This window comes from Sphingobacterium daejeonense (assembly GCF_901472535.1).
Lineage (GTDB): Bacteria > Bacteroidota > Bacteroidia > Sphingobacteriales > Sphingobacteriaceae > Sphingobacterium > Sphingobacterium daejeonense.
On the sequence record NZ_LR590470.1, the window covers coordinates 2,640,434 to 2,664,088 of the forward strand.

At 35.3% G+C, this 23,655-nt stretch carries 25 protein-coding genes, 1 tRNA gene and 2 pseudogenes; 9 read left to right on the top strand and 19 right to left on the bottom strand.

Going from position 1 to position 23,655, the window contains the following annotated elements; genetic code table 11:
- Nucleotides 1-55: 55 nt before the first annotated feature.
- The 8 genes from FGL31_RS25715 to FGL31_RS12820 all read right to left on the bottom strand — a co-directional run bounded on the left by FGL31_RS25715 (nucleotide 56) and on the right by FGL31_RS12820 (nucleotide 3,029).
- The gene (locus tag FGL31_RS25715) at nucleotides 56-448 is read right to left on the bottom strand and encodes a carboxypeptidase-like regulatory domain-containing protein (RefSeq protein WP_232046720.1); all 393 of its coding nucleotides are present in this window, start codon (nucleotides 446-448) and stop codon (nucleotides 56-58) included.
- 590 nt (nucleotides 449-1,038) lie between these two features.
- Nucleotides 1,039-1,335 carry a ThuA domain-containing protein gene (locus FGL31_RS28025; protein ID WP_262709121.1) on the bottom strand — a complete coding sequence of 99 codons (297 nt, stop codon included), beginning with the start codon at nucleotides 1,333-1,335 and terminating at the stop codon, nucleotides 1,039-1,041.
- Nucleotides 1,336-1,351: 16 nt separating this feature from the next.
- A complete protein-coding gene (locus FGL31_RS28030) occupies nucleotides 1,352-1,660 on the bottom strand; it encodes a ThuA domain-containing protein (protein ID WP_262709122.1) in 309 nt (102 codons plus the stop codon).
- A 7-nt stretch (nucleotides 1,661-1,667) separates the two neighbouring features.
- Nucleotides 1,668-1,811 (bottom strand): hypothetical protein, encoded by a 144-nt coding sequence (locus FGL31_RS28995; RefSeq protein ID WP_317131010.1) that lies wholly within the window; start codon nucleotides 1,809-1,811, stop codon nucleotides 1,668-1,670.
- Between the two features lie 144 nt (nucleotides 1,812-1,955).
- Nucleotides 1,956-2,336, bottom strand: a complete 381-nt coding sequence (locus FGL31_RS29000; RefSeq protein ID WP_317131011.1) for a 3-dehydroquinate synthase family protein — start codon at nucleotides 2,334-2,336, stop codon at nucleotides 1,956-1,958.
- Nucleotides 2,314-2,373 carry a hypothetical protein gene (locus tag FGL31_RS29005; RefSeq protein WP_317131142.1) on the bottom strand — a complete coding sequence of 20 codons (60 nt, stop codon included), beginning with the start codon at nucleotides 2,371-2,373 and terminating at the stop codon, nucleotides 2,314-2,316. The genes FGL31_RS29000 and FGL31_RS29005 overlap by 23 nt, the downstream gene beginning before the upstream one ends.
- A 22-nt stretch (nucleotides 2,374-2,395) precedes the next feature.
- Nucleotides 2,396-2,734, bottom strand: a complete 339-nt coding sequence (locus tag FGL31_RS29010) for a dehydroquinate synthase/iron-containing alcohol dehydrogenase family protein (protein WP_317131012.1) — start codon at nucleotides 2,732-2,734, stop codon at nucleotides 2,396-2,398.
- Nucleotides 2,735-2,852: 118 nt separating this feature from the next.
- Nucleotides 2,853-3,029, bottom strand: coding sequence for an RNA-binding S4 domain-containing protein (locus FGL31_RS12820; RefSeq protein WP_317131013.1), 177 nt, complete (start codon nucleotides 3,027-3,029; stop codon nucleotides 2,853-2,855).
- A gap of 95 nt (nucleotides 3,030-3,124) precedes the next feature.
- Here FGL31_RS12820 and FGL31_RS29015 point away from each other — a divergent pair, with 95 nt between their 5' ends.
- The 3 genes from FGL31_RS29015 (at nucleotide 3,125) to FGL31_RS12830 (ending at nucleotide 4,979) form a co-directional block, all read left to right on the top strand.
- A complete protein-coding gene (locus FGL31_RS29015; RefSeq protein ID WP_317131014.1) occupies nucleotides 3,125-3,310 on the top strand; it encodes a hypothetical protein in 186 nt (61 codons plus the stop codon).
- Between the two features lie 95 nt (nucleotides 3,311-3,405).
- Nucleotides 3,406-4,317 (top strand): proline dehydrogenase family protein, encoded by a 912-nt coding sequence (locus tag FGL31_RS12825; RefSeq protein ID WP_317131143.1) that lies wholly within the window; start codon nucleotides 3,406-3,408, stop codon nucleotides 4,315-4,317.
- A gap of 50 nt (nucleotides 4,318-4,367) precedes the next feature.
- A complete protein-coding gene (locus FGL31_RS12830; protein ID WP_138091976.1) occupies nucleotides 4,368-4,979 on the top strand; it encodes an HAD family hydrolase in 612 nt (203 codons plus the stop codon).
- Here FGL31_RS12830 and FGL31_RS12835 read toward each other — a convergent pair whose 3' ends face one another.
- The 3 genes from FGL31_RS12835 to FGL31_RS12845 are packed head-to-tail and all read right to left on the bottom strand — an operon-like array spanning nucleotide 4,980 to nucleotide 6,949.
- The gene (locus tag FGL31_RS12835) at nucleotides 4,980-5,990 is read right to left on the bottom strand and encodes a hypothetical protein (RefSeq protein ID WP_138091979.1); all 1,011 of its coding nucleotides are present in this window, start codon (nucleotides 5,988-5,990) and stop codon (nucleotides 4,980-4,982) included.
- Nucleotides 5,974-6,327, bottom strand: a complete 354-nt coding sequence (locus FGL31_RS12840; protein WP_138091982.1) for a hypothetical protein — start codon at nucleotides 6,325-6,327, stop codon at nucleotides 5,974-5,976. The genes FGL31_RS12835 and FGL31_RS12840 overlap by 17 nt, the downstream gene beginning before the upstream one ends.
- 13 nt (nucleotides 6,328-6,340) lie before the next feature.
- On the bottom strand, nucleotides 6,341-6,949 hold the full coding sequence (locus FGL31_RS12845; RefSeq protein WP_232046721.1) for an RNA polymerase sigma factor: 609 nt from the start codon (nucleotides 6,947-6,949) through the stop codon (nucleotides 6,341-6,343).
- Between the two features lie 200 nt (nucleotides 6,950-7,149).
- On the opposite strand from FGL31_RS12845, the gene FGL31_RS12850 reads away from it, so the two are divergent.
- Both FGL31_RS12850 and FGL31_RS12855 read left to right on the top strand, forming a co-directional pair.
- Nucleotides 7,150-7,998, top strand: coding sequence for a universal stress protein (locus FGL31_RS12850; protein WP_138091985.1), 849 nt, complete (start codon nucleotides 7,150-7,152; stop codon nucleotides 7,996-7,998).
- Between the two features lie 2 nt (nucleotides 7,999-8,000).
- The gene (locus FGL31_RS12855; RefSeq protein ID WP_099370976.1) at nucleotides 8,001-8,237 is read left to right on the top strand and encodes a hypothetical protein; all 237 of its coding nucleotides are present in this window, start codon (nucleotides 8,001-8,003) and stop codon (nucleotides 8,235-8,237) included.
- 27 nt (nucleotides 8,238-8,264) lie between these two features.
- On the opposite strand, the gene FGL31_RS12860 is transcribed toward FGL31_RS12855, so the two are convergent.
- Nucleotides 8,265-8,337: transfer RNA gene (locus FGL31_RS12860), tRNA-Thr, on the bottom strand.
- 237 nt (nucleotides 8,338-8,574) lie between these two features.
- Here FGL31_RS12860 and clpB point away from each other — a divergent pair.
- A pseudogene (gene clpB, locus FGL31_RS12865) lies at nucleotides 8,575-11,198 on the top strand (ATP-dependent chaperone ClpB).
- Between the two features lie 76 nt (nucleotides 11,199-11,274).
- On the opposite strand, the gene lysA reads toward clpB, so the two are convergent.
- The 4 genes and pseudogenes from lysA to serC all read right to left on the bottom strand — a co-directional run bounded on the left by lysA (nucleotide 11,275) and on the right by serC (nucleotide 15,898).
- Entirely contained in the window at nucleotides 11,275-12,438 is a 1,164-nt protein-coding gene (gene lysA / locus FGL31_RS12870; RefSeq protein ID WP_138091988.1) for a diaminopimelate decarboxylase, read from the bottom strand.
- Between the two features lie 7 nt (nucleotides 12,439-12,445).
- The gene (locus FGL31_RS12875; RefSeq protein ID WP_138091991.1) at nucleotides 12,446-13,759 is read right to left on the bottom strand and encodes an aspartate kinase; all 1,314 of its coding nucleotides are present in this window, start codon (nucleotides 13,757-13,759) and stop codon (nucleotides 12,446-12,448) included.
- 118 nt (nucleotides 13,760-13,877) lie between these two features.
- Nucleotides 13,878-14,825 (bottom strand): D-2-hydroxyacid dehydrogenase, encoded by a 948-nt coding sequence (locus FGL31_RS12880; protein ID WP_138091994.1) that lies wholly within the window; start codon nucleotides 14,823-14,825, stop codon nucleotides 13,878-13,880.
- A 6-nt stretch (nucleotides 14,826-14,831) separates the two neighbouring features.
- Nucleotides 14,832-15,898, bottom strand: a pseudogene (gene serC / locus FGL31_RS12885) (3-phosphoserine/phosphohydroxythreonine transaminase).
- A 341-nt stretch (nucleotides 15,899-16,239) separates the two neighbouring features.
- Here serC and gyrA point away from each other — a divergent pair.
- The 3 genes from gyrA to FGL31_RS12900 are packed head-to-tail and all read left to right on the top strand — an operon-like array spanning nucleotide 16,240 to nucleotide 21,093.
- Nucleotides 16,240-18,804 (top strand): DNA gyrase subunit A, encoded by a 2,565-nt coding sequence (gene gyrA, locus FGL31_RS12890; protein WP_099370982.1) that lies wholly within the window; start codon nucleotides 16,240-16,242, stop codon nucleotides 18,802-18,804.
- Nucleotides 18,788-19,900, top strand: coding sequence for a tetratricopeptide repeat protein (locus FGL31_RS12895; protein ID WP_232046722.1), 1,113 nt, complete (start codon nucleotides 18,788-18,790; stop codon nucleotides 19,898-19,900). Before gyrA ends, FGL31_RS12895 begins: the two co-directional genes overlap by 17 nt.
- A gap of 17 nt (nucleotides 19,901-19,917) precedes the next feature.
- Complete coding sequence (locus tag FGL31_RS12900; RefSeq protein ID WP_138091997.1) at nucleotides 19,918-21,093, top strand: tetratricopeptide repeat protein; 1,176 nt, start codon at nucleotides 19,918-19,920, stop codon at nucleotides 21,091-21,093.
- A gap of 60 nt (nucleotides 21,094-21,153) precedes the next feature.
- Here FGL31_RS12900 and FGL31_RS12905 read toward each other — a convergent pair whose 3' ends face one another.
- The 3 genes from FGL31_RS12905 to FGL31_RS12915 all read right to left on the bottom strand — a co-directional run bounded on the left by FGL31_RS12905 (nucleotide 21,154) and on the right by FGL31_RS12915 (nucleotide 23,587).
- The gene (locus tag FGL31_RS12905) at nucleotides 21,154-21,972 is read right to left on the bottom strand and encodes a ZIP family metal transporter (RefSeq protein WP_099370984.1); all 819 of its coding nucleotides are present in this window, start codon (nucleotides 21,970-21,972) and stop codon (nucleotides 21,154-21,156) included.
- 145 nt (nucleotides 21,973-22,117) lie between these two features.
- Nucleotides 22,118-22,588: a Dps family protein gene (locus FGL31_RS12910; protein ID WP_138092000.1), complete on the bottom strand. Its 471-nt coding sequence runs from the start codon at nucleotides 22,586-22,588 to the stop codon at nucleotides 22,118-22,120.
- A 39-nt stretch (nucleotides 22,589-22,627) separates the two neighbouring features.
- Complete coding sequence (locus tag FGL31_RS12915; protein WP_138092003.1) at nucleotides 22,628-23,587, bottom strand: aldo/keto reductase; 960 nt, start codon at nucleotides 23,585-23,587, stop codon at nucleotides 22,628-22,630.
- Nucleotides 23,588-23,655 lie beyond the last annotated feature (68 nt).

A 23,655-nucleotide genomic window follows, 5' to 3' on the forward strand; every position in this document is an offset into this window, starting at 1 on the left:
TCTTTCTTGCGTTGAGTACCATAAACCCGTAACAACCACGGTCTCCAAATCACTACTATCCTCTGATAAGGATATAGTAAACAGGTTGACTGGTAGAAGTAACAGTAAAGCGAGTGGATACAAAACCAACATATGTAATTTCTAATACATCGTTTGGTTGTGCATCAATTTCAAAATTTCCCGAAACATCTGATGAGGTACTTGAGGTTTTTCCAACGATTTTGATCGTTGCCCCAGCAATCGGCTCTTGGGTTGCCTGGTTAACAATCTTACCTTTTACTGGACTTTGCATAGCATATAATGGATGCATAGCGATTTTATTCCAAATGGATGGCTCTGATGCTGTGACATTGCTCATGCTGAGTAACCCCATAGAAATCAGAAGACCACTTTTTAGCAACCTTTTGGGAATAAAAGAATTGCTATGGAATTTCATTGATCTTCCCATAATAGAATTTGTTAGTTAGTTTGTTAAATTATTTTGTTTAGTACTTTTTTATTTAACCAAAAACCAAGCGCGGCCATGGAATAAATAATTAAATTTAGATCCTATATAACTCCAATTTGGAATTACATTAATTTTTTAAGAATTGGATTCTCTAAGTTGGTTTCTTAATTGGATTTAAGTAATGGTGGTTCATAAGCTGTTAGTTTTATATAGTTATTAGTTATTCAAAATTATAAAATTAAGCAGTGGTGCTTAACGTTAAACAAAGTGTACATCAAACACTTGTGAATTTTAATTATACTCTCCTCCAGATACTAAAAAAGTATGATATAATGATAACAGGATTAAATTTCGTTTAGAATTTAGTTTACAATTAAATCTAATTTATGAAATATTTTTTAATAAACAAGAGTTTTGTGCAACAAAATATTTACAACAAAAAAAAGGAGGTTTTCACCTCCTTTTTTAATTCATTTATTGTAAATCAATTAATATCCTAAAACGTATTTTAAACCCACCAATAATTTGTTTTTGAAAATTGGGTTCATGCAATGATTCTTTGGTATGCCCCAGTCCTGTATAAAAAACTTTTATACATCATAAACCTGGTACCATGCAATTGGATGAAAATCTCCCATCTTTCCATCCTTATATGATGATTCGTCTAGGGTCATCAGAATTTTTAAATCAGGCTTTACATTTGAGAAGTCGTACCATTCATCCTTATGCATCCATACTTTTGGCAAATGCTTCGTTGCTAAGTGTTTTCTGTTCTTAACATCTATCTTTGCTTCTTGAACTGCAGGATGACTAGCAAAATATGCCCCTACTAAGCCATTATACCATGGCCAATTATGTTCTGTGTCTGTTGCAGCATGTATCCCCATAAATCTTTCCCTGATTTCAAGAACTTTTGAAATGCTTCCTTTTGATCCGCATTAAAAATATCTCCGGTAGTGCTAAAAAACAATACAGCATCAAATTATTGAGTGAATCCGCCAGAAAAACATTTGCATCCTCTGTATGGAACATCTGCATATTCTGGTCTTTCAATAGTCCAGATAATACCTTCACTCCTTCTTCAATATTGTCATGCCTGAAACCAGCAGTTTTAGTAAAAACCAATACCTTTTTAGGCTTTTCCAAATTAACTCCAAATGCAAAACAGAAACCTAAACAAAAAAGTAGTGTCAGTACGCAAATTCTTTTCATATGATTTTTATTTAGTCAGTGTCTGATAAAAATCTAAACTTTCAACAATCGCATCTTCTTCAACAAATTTATTGAAGTCACAATCACCAATAGATCTCAACAAAGCAAAACCTAATTTGTTCCCTTCATTTTTCTTGTCGTTCTTCATCAAATCTAAAAGCTCAGGATAGATTGCTGATATTCAATTGATAACTAGGATAAATTGAAAGTAAATAAGAAACTATTTCATCTAATTCACTTTTCTCTAGATTGTTGAATTTGTATGATAAGTAAGCTTCACAAACCATACCGATTGCTATTGCTTCACATGTAGTAAGGGGTTAACATCATTCACCAATGAATATCCCTCAATAGCATGTCCAATGGTATGTCCGAAATTTAAGATTTTCCTTATTCCTTTTTCAGTTGGATCTTCGGTTATTACGCTATTTTTGATAACCACAGATTCATAAACTAACCCTTCAGGAATTTCCGGTAAAATAACTGACTTACAACGAATAAACAAGTCTTTATCTTTTATAAGGCCATGTTTAATAACTTCAGCAAAACCAGATAAAATTTGTCGATCATCCAAAGTCTCCAAAAATTTATTTGAGATAAAAACGGCTTTTGGTTGACTAAAAGTACCAATGATGTTTTTAACATTATCTAAATCAATTCCTGTTTTTCCCTCCAACAGAGGCATCAACCTGTGATAATAGTGTGGTAGGCACATTTAGAAAATCAATACCTCTTTTATAGGTTGAGGGCAGCGAATCCGCCCATATCAGTAACTACGCCCCCTCCTAAATTCATCATCAAAGCTTTTCGATCAGCTCCAAAATCTAACATAGTCTTCCATACTCCTATACAGAAATCTATGTTTTTATTCTCCTCCCCTGGATCGACTTCAATAATATCATAATCTACAATGTCAGGAATGGCTGCTTGAATTACAGGCAAACAATGGTCATTGGTGTTTCTGTCAACTAGAATTAAAAGTTGCGAATAATCATGGTCTATTAAGAAAGACTGCAATTCATTTAATTCATTATCGAATACGACATCGTATCCCAAACTATTAATCTTCTTCATATTTATTTTCTACCTAAAGATAGGTAAATTTCTCAATCTTAATCGGCTTAAAAATTAACCGATAAATATTTTACACAAAAAGAATACTATAATTATTTTAACCTTATTGCCATCAAATTCAACAAAGATCTCCTACCTTAACTTTTAATCTTTTCCTATAATCGACTTGACCATTGTATTTTACAAGTCCTTCTTCAACTACCCATTGAGCCATAGCGCCATGCTCTACCCAATTCATAACTTTTAATAATTGGATTAATTGAATGTAATCCCCTTCTAGTGTAAACGTTTGCATAAACAAAAGTAATTCTATTCAACAGTATTTACGACATTACTATGATTTTAATTCATAAAAAAAACCTAATTTTGCCAGCATCAAATTAAAGTAATATGGACATAGCTTCACCCTTAAAGCTGGACTTTAACAACACTGAAATTGCCTTTAAAGGAAAAAGTGATAAAGATCTTAACAAAGCTTATTGGTTATTTAAAATGGTTGCCAGTAACGCCCTGATCAAAATTGGCACTCCTATAACAAACTTTTCTCTAAACATCGGATTGCCTATCCAAGAATAATCAAAAATACAATCTACAAACAATTCTGTGGTGGTGAAAGTATTGAAGATTGCCAAAAAGCAATTCAAGACCTGGGTAAAGGTCATGTAACTACGATATTAGATTATTCAGTAGAAGGAGAAGATTCTGAAGAAAGCTTCGATGCTTGCTGCAATGAAATTCTGAGAACAGTTGAAGCAGCAAAAAACAATCCTTTAATTTCTTTTTGTGTATTCAAACCAACTGGACTTGGAAGATTCGACCTCTTAGCAAAAATCGATGCAAAAGAAACGCTAAACGAGAATGAAAAAGCTGAATACCAACGATTATTAGATAGATGCGACAAGATTTGTAAAGCTTGTTATGATGCTGATATCCGAGTATTAGTTGATGCTGAACATTCTTGGATTCAAGACACAATCGATGATATTGCAAGAGAAATGATGGAAAAATACAACCAGGAAAAACCTATTGTATATAATACCTATCAGTTGTACCGTCATGATAAATTAGCCTCTTTAAAAGCAGATTTTGCTTATGCTAAAACTCAAGACTTTCATTTAGGAGCTAAAATAGTTCGTGGTGCATATATGGAAATTGAAAGAGAAAGGGCAAAAGAAAATGGATACCCTTCACCAATCCAACCAGATAAAAAAGCATCTGATATAGATTATAATGAAGCAATTCATTTCTGTTTGGATAATATCGACCAGATTGGACTCATGGCTGGAACTCATAATGAACAAAGCTGCAGGATATTAGCTGAAGAACTTGAGAAAAGATATATTCCACATAACATTCCAAATGTATTCTTTGCACAACTTTTAGGAATGTCGGACAACCTTTCATTTAATTTGGCTGCTGCAGGTTATAATGTAGCTAAATATATGCCCTATGGTCCTGTGAAAGCAGTAATGCCTTACCTTTTCAGAAGAGCTCAGGAAAACACTTCCGTTGGGGGACAAACAGGCAGGGAACTCAGCCTGATCATGAAAGAACTTAAACGAAGAAAAGCAACAAAGAAATAATTAATACTTGAAAAGTCTCCAGATAATGGAGACTTTCTTATTTTTGCCGCATGACACCAGAAAATTATCAAAAATATCTAAGACTAAAAGAACTTGCAAATCCATATAAAGCATTGTTATTTGATGTTGACGGAACATTAGCAGATAATATGCTTGCTCATAAAGCAGCTTATGTTGCAACTGCAAAAGAACATGGTATCATTTTAAACCCAGACTTAATTGATGAAACCGCCGGCTGGCCTACTATAGCAGTGGCTGATGAAATCTCAAATCGATATGAGGTATCCTTAGACAAATATGATTTTGCAAAGCGGAAATCATCAATCTTCATCGAACAATTTATCCAAAAAACAAAACCTGTAGATTTTGTTAGACAGATCTTATATGATTTTTCGGAATCACGTAAAATAGGAATCGTATCTGGAGGAACGAGATCAACATTAAATATTACCTTGGAAGTGATTCAGGTAGTAGGCAGGTACGAAACATTAGTCTGCGCTGGTGATACTCCAGAAGGAAAGCCATCTCCACAACCATTCTTATTAGCGGCTAAACAACTAGAGGTGGACCCAACAGAATGTTTGGTCTTTGAAGATGGGGACCCAGGAGTACAAGCTGCAATATCAGCAGGAATGTCATGGGTAAGGATTGATCAGATCTAACTAGAAATTCGTAATAATTCGGATTCCTCCATTCGTATAGTTCATATCCGCACGTTTGAAACTTCCTACTGGTAGTTTTAAATAGGGTTCAACTGAAATCTTCATACTTTTGTTCATTTTCATCTCTTTACCAATAGATAAATTAACAAATCCACCAAAACCATTACTACTGATATTTTCATCTTCGGTTTTGATCGCTCGAGAAACCTGTTGTACAGCATTCTTAACATCTGCCTCATTTTCTGGGAGACCATTACCAAATAATTCACTATTGGCATTCTCTACATAATGAGTGTACCTATTTTGATTAAATACGGCTGCATAAGTTAGTCCTGAAGATGCATAAAAGCCATCTTTGGATTTAACACGGATATCCAAAGGAATCTCCAATGCCTGTACATTCCCAGTAATAGCATTTACATTTGGCAAAACGATAGCATTATTACTTGCATATTGTTGGGTCAATCCGTTCGTCGTAATTTTCTGAATAGCTTCTTGACTTGCTAAAACTGGTGTCTCAGAATTAGCAATTGGATCCTTCAAAACCGAAACATCATATTTATTGTAAGCCAAACCAGTTCTAACACTTACGTTTTTATTAATGTTATAAGATAATAAAACACCTCCCCCAAAATTAAATCTCTCATTTGTAGAATTTGGAGACACAAATAACCCTAAATCAAACTTATTTAATAGATTGAATTTACGACTTTTTAAATCTGGTTCATTGCCATTTTGATTGACGTTATTGTTATAGGCCAATTCTGTTTTTACACCATTACCAGATGTTTTATATTCTGTGTCATCCAATGTAATGTTTGCCATAGGACTCTCCTTAGAATAAGAATCCAGTGCAGAAGGCATTTGAATAGAATTTCTAAGGTTAATTGATGGATTATCTGAATAATTTCCCATTAAACCATACAATTTGCCCTGAACATTCCTCGGTGAAGATGATGAGGCTACGATATTTTGATTGTCAATTCTTTTCGAACTAAAAATTATTTTCATAAACAATTACAGCATCTTCATCAGAAGACATCTGTTCTGTTCCAATTCTATTCTCAGTTATGCTATTTTCAATAGGTTTTTGGATAGAGTTATTTTTTGCTATTTCATTTTCTGAAACAACCTGATCAGGTCCCCAATTTCTAATTGCAAATAGGCCAATCAATAAAATTGCTGCAGCACTAGCTGCCCAATAAAAGGTCTTATTCCTTTTAGGTACTACTGGGTCATATCTATGCTGAAAATTCTCCCAAGAACCTTCCTTATAAGGAAGTTCCTCAGTTGACTTCATTTTTTCAATGATTTGATCGACAATATCTTTGTTATTTTTGTTTTCCATTTTCTTTAACGAATCAGGATTTAATATTTTCTAAATTTATTTGGCTCAGATATAATTTGCGGAGTTTTTGTTTTGCTCGGGTCAAGTAGGTCCGCGAAGTACTTTCGGGAATACTGAGCTCCTTCCCTATTTCCTCATGCGAATAACCCTCGATTTCATATAAATTGAAGATTGACCTCTGAATATCGGGCAATTGCTGGATTAAACTCAGCATATCTTCGTACTCCAAACGGCTTCCATTGTCAACAGCATAATGAATGGTGTCTCCAGCACTCAGGTCATCCAGCATATACATTTGCTTTCTAACACGTAAAGCGTCGATAGATGTATTAACCGCTATCCTAGCGATCCAAGACTTGAAAGTTTTTTCGAGTATCGTAGGATCTTCATGTAACGAAAACGTGCTGATCTTATTAAATACCTTAACAAAACATTCATTAGCTAGCTCCTCAGCTTCCATCTCATGCTTCATATAACGGATCACTATTGCCATGATATAACCATAAAACTTCTTGTATAAAAAGGATTTACTTTTCTCAGAATTTGACATAGCACATTGCTCCAAAGCTGTCCTAAGATCCAATGGTCCACTTTTGCTGAGGTATTTGTTAAATATTCCCACCTATATCTTTTCTAATCCTTTTTGATAAAAAACTATAGATGAAGCTAAGCTTTATGCATACTTTTTTCCCGCTATTTTACTTATTTCTTCTATTAACGAGGTAAAACAATTTCATGCTACAGTTGGTATAAAATAATGATTAAGGTCATTAATTCCTTGCTAAATATTTGGTAAATTTAACAAACACAAAATTAACGACTATGAGAGCCATATTATTTCCTACTGATTTTTCAGAAATCGCAAACAATGCATTCCTTTATGCATTGCACATAGCGAAGTCTATTGATGCTAAGATATATGTGCTTTACACATATCTTGAACCTGTACTTTCAGCAACACATGGTGGCCAGCCCGAATTATTGGGTGAAGTATATCAAACCATAGAATTAAATCAATTCGAAGTTTATAAAAAGAAAACTCAAAATTTAAGAAATTTAGCAGCCGAAGTAGGAATGCAGGAGGTTGAACTGGTATTCTTATTTGAAGAAGGTCCTGTCGCATCAGTTGTAAAAAACATCGTTGACCGTGAAAAAATACATATCGTAGTCATGGGAACTCACGGTGAATCAGGGTTTTTGTCCAAACTTATCGGAACCAATACAGTAAGTGTGATTAAGTCAATACAGAACCCTGTTTTAGCTGTACCTCCGCATGCAAAATATCAAGGTATCAAAAGAACTGTATTTACTACCCTATTCAGAGAAAAAGATAAACCAGCATTAAAGGAAATGTTGTTGATGGCAAGAGCAGTAGGCGCTAAAATTGATTGCTTACATGTTCTGCATAACGATAAAGTTCCTGATGTTCTACTGAATACCGAAGCCTGGCAAAATGAATTTCCAGATGACGATATTAACTATATCTTACTAGATGAAGTAGAATCCATTGAAAATACAATTGCAAACTACATTTTAGAAAACAATATTGATATCTTAGGTGTCGTTAAAAGAAATCGAAACTTCTTTGACAGGCTTTTTGGAAGTAGTGTAAGCAACAATTTAGCATTACATTCCAAAGTGCCAATATTGGTGTTTCATGAAGAAAAATAAGTATGCAGCAGGTTATTAAAAAATTAGAAGAACTAAAAAGAATCAATGATAAGGCTGAAAAGTTCACAGAATTGACCGATGAAAACTTCGTCGAACATGGGGTCCTTTTTTTTATTCCATTGGAAAAATATGAGGTCAAGGTTTTAATACCAGCCCCTTTTCACAAAAGTATATTTGCGAGTGGAACACCAACTTATAAACAAGTGGTAAATCATAAAGAAGCAATGTTGCTAAAATAAAAAAGGGTATCAAATGATACCCTTTTGAGCCTCCTATCGGAATCGAACCAATGACCTACTGATTACAAGTCAGTTGCTCTACCAGCTGAGCTAAGGAGGCGCTGAAAACGTTGCAAATATGATATTTTGCATTCAAATTTCCAAACAAAATACTTTATTCTAAAAAACTTAAAACCTAATTATATGAACCTCAACCCATTATTTTCTATACATAATTTTAAATAATGTCATTTTGTCTTGATAAATTATTTTCACCTGCCATTATTTCAGTTTATTATTAAAAAACAGAGAAGGCATTCCATTTGTTATCACAATATCACAGTAACAAAACTAGCATATGAACTTTAACAACTTTACAATTAAAGCCCAAGAGGCAATACAAAAAGCTTCAGAAATTGCATCTGGTCATCAGCAACAAGCTATTGAACCAGCACATATTATGAAAGCTTTATTAACGGTCGATGAAAATGTAATCGGTCATTTATTAAAAAAATTAAATGTAAACATCAATTACCTCACACAAGAAGTCGATAAGATTATCGAATCATATCCGAAAATAAGTGGAAGTAATGTTTACCTCAGTAACAGCGCCACGGCAGTCCTTCAAAAAGCTCAAAACTTTTTGAAAGAGTTTAATGATGAGTTTGTTTCCATTGAACACATTCTATTAGGCTTATTAGTTGCAGGTGACAAAGTCGCAACCTTGTTAAAAGACCAAGGTGTTACAGAAAAAGATTTAAAAACTGCAATTAAGGAATTGAGAGGCAATTCTCGAGTTACCGACCAAAATGCAGAGGCTACTTATAATGCATTGAACAAATACGCAAGGAATTTAAATGAATTTGCGGAATCCGGAAAACTTGATCCCGTCATCGGTCGAGATGAAGAAATTAGAAGGGTAATGCAGATTCTGTCCCGTCGAACAAAAAACAACCCAATTTTAGTCGGTGAACCCGGGGTTGGTAAAACGGCAATTGCAGAAGGAATTGCATATCGTATTATCAAAGGTGATGCTCCAGAAAACCTTAAAACAAAAACTGTTTTCTCATTGGATATGGGAGCTTTAGTAGCCGGAGCAAAATATAAAAGGTGAATTCGAAGAACGATTAAAGGCCGTTGTAAAAGAAGTATCGGATAGTGATGGTGAAATTATTCTCTTTATCGATGAAATTCACACCCTAGTCGGTGCTGGGAGGTGGCGAAGGCGCAATGGATGCTGCTAATATCTTAAAACCCGCATTAGCTCGCGGAGAATTAAGAACTATTGGTGCAACAACCCTAAACGAATACCAAAAGTACTTTGAAAAAGATAAGGCATTGGAGCGTAGGTTCCAAAAAGTAATGGTTGAAGAACCAGATACACAAGATGCAATTTCAATCCTGCGTGGTATAAAAGAAAGATATGAAACTCATCACAAAGTGAGGATTTTGGATGAAGCAATTATCTCTGCTGTTGAATTATCGCAAAGATATATTACTGATCGTTTCTTACCAGATAAAGCGATTGACTTAGTTGATGAAGCTGCTTCAAAACTAAGATTGGAAATGGACTCTGTTCCAGAAATCGTAGATGAATTGGAACGTCGTATCATGCAACTTGAAATTGAAAGAGAAGCTATTAAAAGAGAAAACGATGACAGAAAAGTATCTGAACTCTCTGAAACAATTGCAAATCTTTCCTCTGAAAGAGATTCTTTAAGAGCGAAATGGCAATCTGAAAAAACATTGGTTGACCAAGTGAATCAAGAAGCTGAAAATATTGAGAACTATAAACTGGAAGCTGAACAAGCAGAAAGGGCTGGTGATTATGGAAAAGTAGCAGAATTAAGATATGGCAAAATCAAGGAAGCTCAAGACAAAGTTGATGCTTTGAAAAAAGAACTATCTGAAAAACAAGATAGTAGCCGTATGCTCAAAGAGGAAGTTACTTCTGAAGATATTGCTGATGTGGTTTCTAAATGGACAGGCATACCAGTTAGTAAAATGGTGCAATCAGAAAGAGAGAAATTATTGAATCTTGAAGAAGAGTTGCACAAAAGAGTAGCTGGCCAAGATGAAGCCATTGAAGCTATTGCTGATGCAATTAGAAGATCAAGAGCAGGACTTTCAGATGCTAAGCGACCAATAGGATCCTTTATTTTTCTTGGAACGACCGGTGTGGGTAAAACAGAACTTGCAAAAGCATTAGCTGAATATCTTTTTGATGATGAACAAGCGATGATTCGGATTGATATGTCGGAATACCAAGAAAGACATGCCGTTTCCAGGTTAATTGGAGCGCCTCCAGGATATGTCGGATATGATGAAGGTGGACAGTTAACAGAGGCTGTACGTCGCAGGCCATATTCTGTAGTTTTATTGGACGAAATCGAAAAAGCACATCCAGATGTATTCAACATTTTATTGCAGGTTCTTGACGATGGGCACTTAACGGATAACAAAGGCCGTGTGGTGAACTTTAAAAACACCATCATAATTATGACATCTAATACTGGATCACATATCATTCAAGAGAATTTCTCAAAACTGAACGATAGTAACAGAGAAGAAGTTGTTGCTAAAACAAAAGATGAAGTTTTGGATTTATTACAAAAATCAATTCGTCCAGAGTTCTTGAACCGTATCGATGAGGTCATTATGTTTACTCCTTTGACAAGATCTGAAATTGGAGATATCGTAAGAATGCAATTCGACAAGGTTCAAAAGCAATTAGCCGAACAGAATATTTTCTTGACAGCATCGGATGAAGCATTAGATTGGTTGGCTCAGTTGGGATATGACCCAGTATATGGTGCAAGACCATTAAAAAGAGTGATTCAAAAAAGAATTCTAAACGAACTTTCGAAAGAAATTCTTTCAGGCAAAATCTCAAGAGATTCAATAATTGAGCTGGATGCATTTGATGGAAAATTTGTATTCCTCAATAAAAACGAAGAAAAAGAACAACAACAAGAAAGTTAAAATAATCTGATAAATAAAAAACGGGCTGAATAAAATCAGCCCGTTTTCTTTTGCTTATTTGCATTTAGAAACTTTATTAAACTTCATCCGAGTAGACAAATCTGATTTCTTCACGAAGATTATATCTAGAAGCCATAACCTCTCCATAAGCTCCAGCCGTTCTAATTGCTATTAAATCCCCTCTTTCTGAAATTGGTAATTCTACTTCTTTACCAAAACAATCAGAACTTTCACAAATCGGACCGACTACATCATAATTTACCTCTTCCTCTATCTCTGTTGAACCCAACTTCTCAATCTTATGATAAGCCTGGTACAATGCAGGACGCATTAATTCGGTCATCCCAGCATCCAATATCAAGAAATTCTTTTTAACCCCACTTTTGGTATATAAAACTTTGCTTATAAGGCTACCAGATTGAGCAACCAATGCTCTTCCTAATTCAAAATGAACTTCCTGCTGAGGGGTCCTTTCCAAAAACTTGTCAAATACTTCAAAATAAGCCTCAAAATCTGCAATAGGATTACCATCAGGATTATGATAATCTACTCCTAATCCTCCCCCTACATTCAATACCTTGATCGTAGTACCTCTTTCTTCAAACCAACTCTTCCATTCATTTACCTTAACACATAAGCTCTTGAATACATTGATATCCGTAATCTGAGATCCAACGTGAAAATGTAAACCCAATAGTTCTAGATTTTCACACTCCCTTAATACAGAAGCCGCTTTCTCTAGTTCCGAATTAGGAACTCCAAATTTGTTCTCATCAAGCCCAGTTGTTATATAATGATGTGTATGAGCATCAACATTTGGATTTATACGTAATGAAACCTGAGCCTTTACATTGTTTTTCCCAGCCAACTCATTAATAACCAATAATTCCTGGATAGATTCAACATTGAAAGCAAAGATTTGATGGTTTAATGCCAATTCAATCTCTTTATCAGACTTCCCAACTCCCGCGAATGTAATTTGGCTTGCGGGAAAACCGGAATCAATGGATTTTTGAACCTCATTTCCACTTACACAATCTGCCCCAAATCCTTTTGATTGAATTAAATTCAAAACTCTTTCATTAAAATTTGCTTTCAGCGCATAATGAACATGAAACCCTCGTTTATCTGCAGATGCCTTAGCCCTTGATAAAGTTTCATCCAATAGATCCAGATCATAATAATAAAAAGGTGTTTCAAACTCCTTTAGTCGGTTTAAGTCAATTTTATGTATGTTCATTATTCTTCTAAAAAATTCTATTGTGCAATGATCTTAAAGCTTCAACTTTATAGTCAGAGTCTAAAAGCATCGATACATTATAATCTGAGCCACCGTAAGAAACCATTCTTAATGGCAAGTGTTTCACTGAGTCTAAGACCCTAGCAGCATAGCCGTGAGTATTTGCACCAAAGTCTCCTACTACACATATAATTGTCTGGTTTTTATCCACACTTACTTTACCAAAATCTTCAACTTCACGGATGATATCTTCCAAGTTTTTAGTATCATCGATTGTCAAGGATACAGCCACCTCCGAAGTGGTAATCATATCTATTGGAGTTTTATAGCGTTCAAATATTTCAAATATCTTTCTCAAGAAACCATATGCTAATAACATCCTTGATGAATGAATATGAATTGCAGTAATATCATCTTTAGCTGCTACTGCTCTGATAGCTCCTTTTTTTGCTCCATTTTGAGAAATCAAAGTTCCAAAAGCCTTTGGATCCATGGTATTTAATAACCTAACTGGAACATTATACCTTTGTGCTGGAAAAACACTCTGAGGATGCAAAATCTTTGCTCCAAAGTAGGCAAGTTCGGCCGCCTCATCAAAACTTAGCTCTGCAATTGGAGTTGTATTCTTAACGATTCGTGGATCGTTATTATGCATTCCATCAATATCTGTCCAAATCTGAATCTCATCAGCCTGGATAGCAGCACCAATTAATGAAGCAGTATAATCCGATCCACCTCTTCTTAAATTGTCGATTTCACCAAATGAATTTCTACAGATAAATCCTTGAGTAATAAAAAGGGAGTTTTCAGGGTATTCTGCCAATAGAGACTCGAGTTTCTCTTTGATAAAAGGCACAACAGGTTCATTGTCCTCATCAATCTTCATGAAATCTAAAGCAGGTAACAAAACCGATTCAACACCTTTTTCAGCAAGATACAAATGCCATAATGTCGTCGACATCAATTCTCCCTGAGCAAGAATATTCTTTTCTTCAATCTGAGTGAATAAGTCATTTGAAAACGAAGCTATAAAGTTAAAATGATAATCAATTAATTCCTTACCCTGCTTATATCCATTCTCTGTGCTGAAGAGGTCCTTGATTAAAGCTTCGTATTTATTCTTGTGATCTTTAATTAATTCCTTGGCTTCATCCTTCTTACCATTTAAAAAAGCCTTAGAGATTTCAACTAATGCATTAGTTGTTCCAGCCACTGCTGAAAGCACAACAATTTGTCGCTCTGCGGGATTAACGATATCCGTCAAACTTTGGATACGTTCAGCACTTCCTACGGATGTTCCACCGAATTTGAGAATTTTCATATCTATTTATAAACTATTTGTTTTTTACGAGGGTGTGAATATAAGTGTTTTAACCAAAAAAAAGCGGCACAAATGCAAATAAAAGCTTTTGTGCCGCATAGATTTTTATGCGGAAGAATTACTTCTTCAGGTTTTCAATAAGCAATTGTGCGAGCTCATCACCAATTCTTTCTTGCGCTTCATTTGTAGCAGCACCAATATGTGGTGTTAAAGAAATCTTCGGATGCTGTAAGATTTCAGCTCTTGGAGTAGGTTCGTCATCGAAAACATCAAGCCCAGCAAATGAAACTTTACCAGAATTCAGAGCTTCAACCAAACCCAATTCATCAATAACTCCACCTCTAGAAGCATTCACTAATCCTACACCATCTTTCAGTAAAGCAAATTCTTCCTTCCCAATAACCGGCTTGTCGGTAAATGGAACATGTAACGAAATAAAATCAGATTGTTTGAAAAGCGTCTCTAAATCAACTTGCTCAATAGGTACATTGACAGAAACATCTCCAGCAAAATTCAAAGTCAATGAATTTGGACCTTCGAATAAATCTGAATAGATGACGGTCATACCTAAACCCAATCCAATTTTTGCTGTCTCACGACCAATACGGCCAAAGCCAACAACGCCCAATACTTTTCCTTGAAGTTCTGATCCAGCACCGTAGGCTTTTTTCAAACTTCCAAAATTGGTCTGTCCTTCAACAGGCATTTTGCGGTTAGAATCATACAAGAACCTTACACCATTTAATAAATGAGCGAAAACAAGCTCCGCAACTGAATGTGAAGATGCTGCAGGCGTATTAACAACAGCTATGCCTTTTGAACGTGCATAGTCCACATCGATATTATCCATACCTACACCACCACGTCCTATTACCTTAATATTTGGACAAGCATCAATTAAAGGTTGACGAAGTTTAGTCGCGCTACGAACTGTTACTGCATCATAGTCATTCAATCTATTGATCAATTCGTCCTGTGGGATATGTACAGTATCAACAACAAATCCCGCATCTTCTAATATTTTTTTACCGATAGGATCGATCCCATCGTTAGCTAAAATTTTCATAAATAATTATTTCTTTCTTTCTTCAAATTCTCTCATCGTATCAATTAAAGCATTGATCGAAGAGATTGATAAAGCATTGTAAATAGAAGCTCTAAACCCACCAACAGAACGATGGCCTTTAATTCCAATTAAATTACGCTCTTTAGCTAATGCTAAAAATTCTGCTTCTAATTCTGGTGTGTCCATGACAAACGTAACATTCATTCTCGAGCGATCTTCAACAGCAGCAGTGCCTTTAAAGAATGGGTTACGGTCGATTTCATCATATAAAGTACGAGCTTTAATAATATTCTCTTGCTCGATAACTTCTATCCCACCTTTCGCTTTCAACCAACGTAGATTCAACATAGAAACATAGATTGAAAATACAGGCGGCGTATTGTACATTGACCCTGCTTTTGCATGAGATTCATAATCAAAAATCGTAGGAATTGTTTTTCTTGACTTTCCAAATAACTCATCTTTAATTACAACTAGAGTTACCCCAGCTGGGCCCATATTTTTTTGTGCTCCAGCGTAGATTAAATCAAATTCAGAAACATCAATCGTCCGGCTTAAAATGTCCGAAGACATATCTACTACTGTAGGAACCGATGTATTTGGTTTATGAAAAACTTCAGTACCATAAATGGTATTGTTAGAAGTATAATGAAAATAGCTTGAATCCGCAGGGATAGCGAAATCCTTTGGAATGTAGGAATAATTTTGATCACTGGATGATGCAACAATATCAATCTGGCCGATTTTTTGGCTTCTTTTGCTGCTTTAGTCGCCCAAACACCTGTATCCAAATAAGAAGCAAAGCCTCCTTCAGGCAATAGGTTCATAGGAACCATAGCAAATTGTTGGCTAGCTCCTCCTTGAAGGAAAAGAACCGAATATCCAGCAGGAACATTCAGCAATTCACGAACTAAACTCTCTGTCTCAGCAATTACTTCTTCGAACTCCTTGGAACGGTGCGAAATTTCCAATATAGATAAACCTGTACCATTAAAGTCAATTACTGCTCTTGAAGCTTCTTCAAAAACCTCTTTTGGTAGAATACATGGGCCTGCACCGAAATTATGTTTCATTAGACTAGTATAATTTGTTAAAAATTAGATGGTTAACAATTAATCAATCGTTTGACCTAAATTTGAATGTCCAAAGGTAAAATATTTTTGAAAATTTTTAAAACAAAATCCATGTTTGTTTAAAATATCTTAAATTAAAAAGACATTTGCTGACATATTGCTATTATAGACAACCACTTCCATCAACAAATTACTTCTTAAAAAATATTAACAAACCGCCTCTATTGTGGATATCTTTAATCCTGAAAGTCGTACCAAAAACGTAAAAATTTATGTATCTTCGCCTGTTATGTGTCTTTTATAGACATGACAAATATTATATTGATTGAAACCAAAATATAATGGCTGAAGAAACAGAAAACGAAAACAATTTAGTTCCTGCTGAAAACAGGATTATCCCCATCAATATCGAAGACCAAATGAAAGCCGCATACATCGATTATTCGATGTCGGTAATCGTGTCTCGTGCCCTACCAGACGCACGTGATGGCCTTAAACCAGTACACAGACGTGTATTGTACGGTATGCTAGACCTTGGGGTGACGAGTGGAAAACCCTATAAAAAATCTGCTCGTATTGTTGGAGATGTACTCGGTAAGTATCACCCACATGGTGACTCATCAGTATATGATACCATGGTTCGTATGGCCCAAACTTGGTCATTACGCTATCCCCTTGTCGATGGACAAGGTAACTATGGTTCAATTGATGGTGACCCACCAGCAGCAATGCGTTATACTGAAGCTCGACTCAGAAAAATTGCTGAGGAAATGTTGGCAGACATTAATAAAGACACTGTTGACTTCCAATTAAACTTTGATGACTCCCTTGAGGAACCAACCGTATTACCAACTCGTATCCCTAACCTATTAGTGAATGGTACATCAGGTATTGCTGTAGGTATGGCGACCAACATGGCGCCACATAATTTGAGCGAAGTAATCGATGGCACAATAGCATACATTGACAATAGAGATATCGAAATCTCTGAATTAATGACCCATGTTAAAGGACCAGACTTCCCTACAGGAGCATTAATATATGGTTATAATGGAGTAAAAGAAGCTTTCGAAACTGGACGTGGACGTATTGTTATGCGTGCTAAAGCCGAAATCGAAACTACAAAATCTGGAAAAGAAATAATCGTAGTTACAGAAATACCTTATCAAGTAAATAAATCGGACATGATCAAAAGAACTGCCGATTTAGTACAAGAAAAGAAAATCGAAGGTATATCTGAAATTAGAGATGAATCTTCAAAAGACATCAGAATTATCTACGAAATTAAACGTGATGCAAATGCAAACGTTGTCCTTAATAATTTATATAAACATACTGCCCTTCAAACATCTTTTTCAGTAAACAATATTGCTCTTGTAAAAGGTAGACCACAAATGATGAACTTAAAGGATATGATCCATGAGTTCGTTGAACATAGACATGATGTGGTTATCAGAAGAACAAAATTCGAACTTGCTGAAGCTGAAAAAAGAGCACATATTTTAGAAGGATATCTCATTGCATTAGATCACTTAGATGAAGTCATACAACTAATCCGTAATTCCGATACTCCAGAGGATGCTCGCGTTGGATTAATGGAACGTTTTGGATTAACTGATATTCAGGCAAGAGCTATTCTAGACATGACCCTTAGAAGGTTAACTGGTCTGGAAAGAGACAAGATCAAAGAAGAATATGCTGAGTTAATGAAAACAATCGACTACTTAAAAGAAGTACTTGCTGATGAAGGCCTTCGTTTTAAGATCATAAAAGATGAACTCATCGAAGTTAAAGAAAAATATGGCGATGAAAGACGTTCTCAGATTGTACACTCTGCTGAAGATCTTCGTATGGAAGACTTCATTGATGATGAAGAAGTCGTAATTACTATATCTCATAATAGCTATGTAAAACGTACTCCTTTAACCGAGTATCGTGTTCAAGGACGTGGTGGTAAAGGAGCTATAGGTTCTACTACTCGTGATGAAGATTTTACAGAACATATCATCACTGCATCAGCACATAATTATCTGTTATTATTCACAGAAGCTGGAAGATGTTTCTGGTTGAGGGCATTTGAAATCCCAGAAGGTAGCCGAACTTCGAAAGGAAGGGCCCTTCAAAATATCATCAATATCCCGAAAGATGAAAAAATCAAGGCATATATTAAGGTAACTAACCTTAAAGATCAAGAATACCTTGAAAATAATTTCATTATCATGTGTACCAAGAAAGGTACAATTAAGAAAACTTCACTTGAAGCTTATTCTAGACCAAGAGCCAATGGTATCAACGCAATCAATATTAATGAAGGCGATCAATTATTAGAAGCTACCCTAACAAATGGTTCTAGTGAGATCGTAATGGCTCTTCGTTCAGGTCGTGCGATTCGATTTAATGAATCAACCGTAAGACCAATGGGAAGAACTGCCACTGGTGTGCGTGGAATTACCCTAGCAAGCGAAAAAGATGAGGTTGTTGGCATGATTAGTGTTGATAATCAAGAGACAACTGTATTGGTAGTTTCGGAAAAAGGATACGGAAAACGAACTGATATAGATGACTACAGAATCACTAACCGTGGTGGTAAAGGAGTAAAAACCTTAAATATTACCGATAAAACTGGTGATTTAGTAGCTATCAAGGGCGTAACAGACGAAAATGACCTGATGATTATCAATAAATCAGGTATAGTTATTCGTATTGGAGTTGAAAGTTTACGTGTGATGGGTCGTGCTACTCAAGGTGTAAAATTAATCACGCTAAAAGGAAACGATGAAATCGCATCTGTAACTAAAGTTGATAGACAAGACGAAGAAGAAGAATTAGAAGTTGAAGGTGCGGAAGGCACTGAAAACTCAACAGAAAATGATTCAGCTAACACGGAGAATGAAGAACAAGAATAGTTTTATTGCAAGTGCTTTAGGAGCAATGTTACTTTTAAGTGCAAATGGTGCTTTTGCTCAGTCAGCTTACAAAGAAGCGAGCAATGCTTTTGCATTATATACACAGACTGGTGATATCAAAAATCTAGATAATGCTAGAAAACAAATTGATAACATCTATAAAACAAGACGTGACTCTTCTAAAACACGCGTGAATGTATTAAGAGGTATGGTTTTGAGCTCATTAGCATATGCTGATTCTGCCAGAACTATCAAATTAAATGCAGATCCAATCGATTTAACCTATCAAACACTTGATAAAATCGACCAAAAAGATCGTGCAGGATATGCTGGTGAGATAAATTATATCAACCAAAATCTTGCAGCTGCCTTAATCCATCGTGCTAATAAATCTCTTCAAGAACAGAAATTCGATGCAGCATTCGCGGATTTCAGCAAGGTTGATGCTTTGGATGCTAAAAGTGGAGATGTTACTTATAACCTAGCCTTATTAGCAACAAAAGCCGGAAAACCTCAAGATGCTATTGAGTATTATGGCAAAATTCATGAAGGTGGAAACATGTCAGCTCAGCAGTATATCGAATTGGCAAACTTATACGACCAATTAGATGAAAAACAACAAGCTTTGTCAACTTTAGAAGAAGGAAGAACAAAATTTCCAGAAGACAAATCATTATTGTTTCTCTTGATTGACAAATATGCAAAAAATGAAGCTTTCGACGCCATCGTACCGATCATTGAACAAGCCATTAAATTAGAACCCGAAAACATCGAGTTGAACTATCTTGCAGGCTATGCTAATGAAAATGCAAATAATATAGAAATAGCGAAATCTTATTATTCAAAAGTATTGGAATTAGATCCTAATAATTATGAATCAAATCTAGCGTTGGGACTGATTAACTTGAATGCATTTCTGAAAGACTCAGAAAATCAGGAATCGCAATATAATGCTCAAAATTTCTTATTAAAAGCAAATGAGATAAAACCTTATGAAATCAATGCTTTGAAATCATTAGCTTTATTTTATCAAAAAACAGAAGATGAAACTCAATTGGACAGAGTAAATTTACTCCTGAATCAATTAACAAATTAAACAAACAATAAATAGATATGAATTTTAAAAAATCAATATTATTTGTAGGATTGCTTTTTGCAACCAGTTCTACTGCCCTATTTGCACAGTCGGGCAATGTGAAAAAAGCAAAAGCTGCCATTGTAAAGTTTGAAGAACTAAAGGGGGCAGGTACTGCTGAATTAGGTAAGTCCAACCTAACAACTGCACAAGAATTAATTGATGCAGCGGTGGTTCACGACAAAACCAAAGATGATCCTGAAGCATGGACTTACTATGCTCTGGTATATTCTAACCTAGCAAATTTAGACAAAAGCGCAGATCATGCGGCTAAAGCTCAAGAAGGTATCAAAAAATCTACTGAATTAGATACAGACAAAAAGAACGCTGAAAACATTACTGTTGCTGGTCAGACTTTAGGTCAATTCAAATTCAATCAAGGTGTAGCTGCTTGGGATAAACAAGATTATAAAACAGCGTACGCAGATTTCTCAGATGCATTGGTATATCTTCCAGGTGATACAACTTTGACATTCTATTCGGGACTTGCTGCCGTGCAGAACAAAGAATTCGATAAAGCAATCGAAAAGTATAAAGAATTAGTACCGGTGAAAGAATACTCTAGCCATAAAACAATTATGGTAGACCTTCCGAAACTATATCTTCAAAAAGGTGATACTACTTCTGCAATTGCTGCTGCTGCCGAAGCTGTGGCTGCTTATCCAGGTGACAATGATGCAGTTGTACAAAACATCGAACTGAACCTGATTACTGGTAATGAAGCAAAAATCGTTTCAGATATTGAAGCTCAATTAGCTAAAGACCCACAAAATAAAAGTCTACACTATTATTTAGGTCTTGCCTATGGTGCTGCTGGAAATCCAGAAAAAGCATTAGCATCATACCAAAAAGCAGTTGAAATCGACCCTAACTACTTAGAAGCAAACACAAATGCAGCTGTAGTTATTATGAACTCTGGTCGTGATGAATTGATGAAATTGAATGAAGATAAATCAGTTCCTGCAGCTGACTACAACAAGAAAGTTGAAGAAATCAAAGGAAGAATTGCAAGAGCAGTTCCTTATTTAGAAAAAGCTGTAGAATTAGACGCTAAAAATATTGATGCGTTGAAAAATCTTAAAAACTACTACGATTTCATGAATGACGAAGCTAAATCAGCAGAATTAGAAAAAAGAATCGAATCATTGAACTAATCACAACAATTCATAATTCAAAAAGCCGACTTAAAGTCGGCTTTTTTTATTTCTTTATATTTATCCTAAAGCCACATCCAACATCATCATCACTACAAAACCTAAAACAAAACCCAATATTGGAATATCAGAATGTTCTTCTTGTTGAGTTTCAGGAATTACTTCTTCAATAACAACAAAAAGCATCGCTCCAGCCGCAAACGACAATGCATAAGGAAGGATTGGCATAAAAAAGCCAACTGCAAATGCCCCAAGAACAGCAAATATTGGCTCTACGATAGCCGATAATTGACCATATTGAAAACTTTTCCATCTAGATAACCCCATCCTTCGCAATGGCATCGACACTGCAATTCCTTCAGGAAAGTTCTGTAAACCTATACCCATTGCCAACAATACTGCACCTGTAATACTAGCCTCAGGAATACCAGAAGCAGCACCACCAAACAAAACTCCCACCGCTAAGCCCTCAGGAATATTATGCAAAGCAATAGCTATAGTCAATAAAGTCGTTCTATGTAATGATGATTTAGGACCCTCAGTCTTTAAAAAATTCAAATGCAAATGCGGCATCAATTTGTCCAGTCCAAAAATAAATAGAGCACCAAGTACAAAACCAATAGCTGATGGCATCACTTTTTCAAATCCTTCACCAGCACTCATCTCAATGGCAGGAGCTAAAAGAGACCAAAAACTGGCAGCAATCATTACTCCACCTGTAAACCCCAACATCCCATTCAGCAGCTTTTTATTTACACCCTTAAATAGAAAAACACTCGATGCACCTAAGGCAGTAACTCCCCAGGTAAATAATCCAGCACATAATGCAGCAACAACGGCCTCCTGTTTGCCAAGGTATTCTATTAATTCGTCCATCATGAGTTGTGATTCAAAATAATTTTTTGAAAATAGTTAATCTTCGCAAAAAACTACGAAAATATTCAAGTAAATTCTAAAACTCAATGAAAAAGCCTTGAAAAAATATTTTCAAGGCTTTGAAATTGCTTAATCAATAAAATTAATTCTACTTTAAATGAGCTCTCAACATCCAAGCAGTTTTTTCATGTTTTTCTAATAGACCTACCAAGAAATCTTCGGTACCAGCATCATTACTATCCTCTGCTGTTTTTATATCTTCGCGTAATGAAATAATCAAGCTCTCGTAATCATTTAACAATTCAGATATAAAACCTTGACTGTCATTCTTTTTATATTTGGTCTCCGTTAATTGGGTAAGTTCTAAAAATTCCTTCATTGACCCAACCGCATAATGTCCAATTGAACGAACTCGTTCAGCAACCTCATCAATGATTTCTGCAAGTTCAGAATATAAACTCTCAAAAAACAAATGCTGCGCATGAAAATCTGGCCCCTCAACATTCCAGTGCGCATTCCTAGCTTTGGTATAAAGCACATTCTCATCTGCCAATAACTTATTCAATACTCCTGCAACAACTTTGCTGTCTTGATCTTTGATTCCGATATCTGTTTTCATTTTATTATATATTTATGTTTAATTAATGCTATACTATAATTAATACTTACTGGCCTCATTTAGTTTTGTTAAAGCATCTTCACCTAATCTTAATTGCAATGCGGAAACAAAACCTTGCAAGTGGGCTTCCTTCGTTGCACTAGCAATTGGCGCGGTAATAGTATCTTGTGATAATAACCATGCAAGTGCAACTGAGGAAGAGGATGTACGATAGGCAGAGGCAACTTCATTTAAAGCCGAAACTATTCTTTGCCCTTTCTCATTCCAGTATTTCTTTTGGATGCCCTCTCCCCTTGCAGATTTAGAAAAATCATCATCATTAAGGTACTTTCCAGACAAAAAACCACTCGCTAATGAATAATAAGGAATTACCGCCAAACCAAATTGTCTAACGGTTTGCTCATATTCCCGTTCATATTTTTCCCTATCATAAAGATTATATTCGGGTTGTAAAGAAACATAATGAGGCAAATTCAATTTTGAAGCTGTCTCTAAGCTTTCAATCAATCTATCGGTACTCATATTAGAAGCACCTATATATCTCACTTTACCTTCTTTAATCAATTCCTCATATGCCCTTAATGTTTCTTCAACAGGCGTGATTTGATCATCATAGTGTGTTTGATATAAATCGATATAATCTGTCTGAAGTCGACGTAAGGAAAGTTCTACTTGTTCTTTTATATAAGCACCCTGTGTATTGGGTTTACTATTATAGCCAAATCTTCCTCCAACTTTGGTCATCAGCACAACTTTATCACGATTTCCATTCTCCTTAAACCATTTGCCAATAATTATTTCAGATTCACCACCTTTATTTCCTTCAACCCAATGCGAGTAATTGTTTGATGTATCAATGGCGTTAAAACCAAAGGACATGAAAGAATCCATTATTTTGAAAGATTCCTTTTCATCCAATGTCCATCCGAAAACATTTCCTCCGAAAATCAATGGAACTATCTGTAAATCTGTATGTCCTAAAGAGACTATTCTTTCCATATTTAACCTTTTTTTGTAGGATACAATTTAACCATTATTTCATGCTTAAAGGCCATTTTCAAACGTAA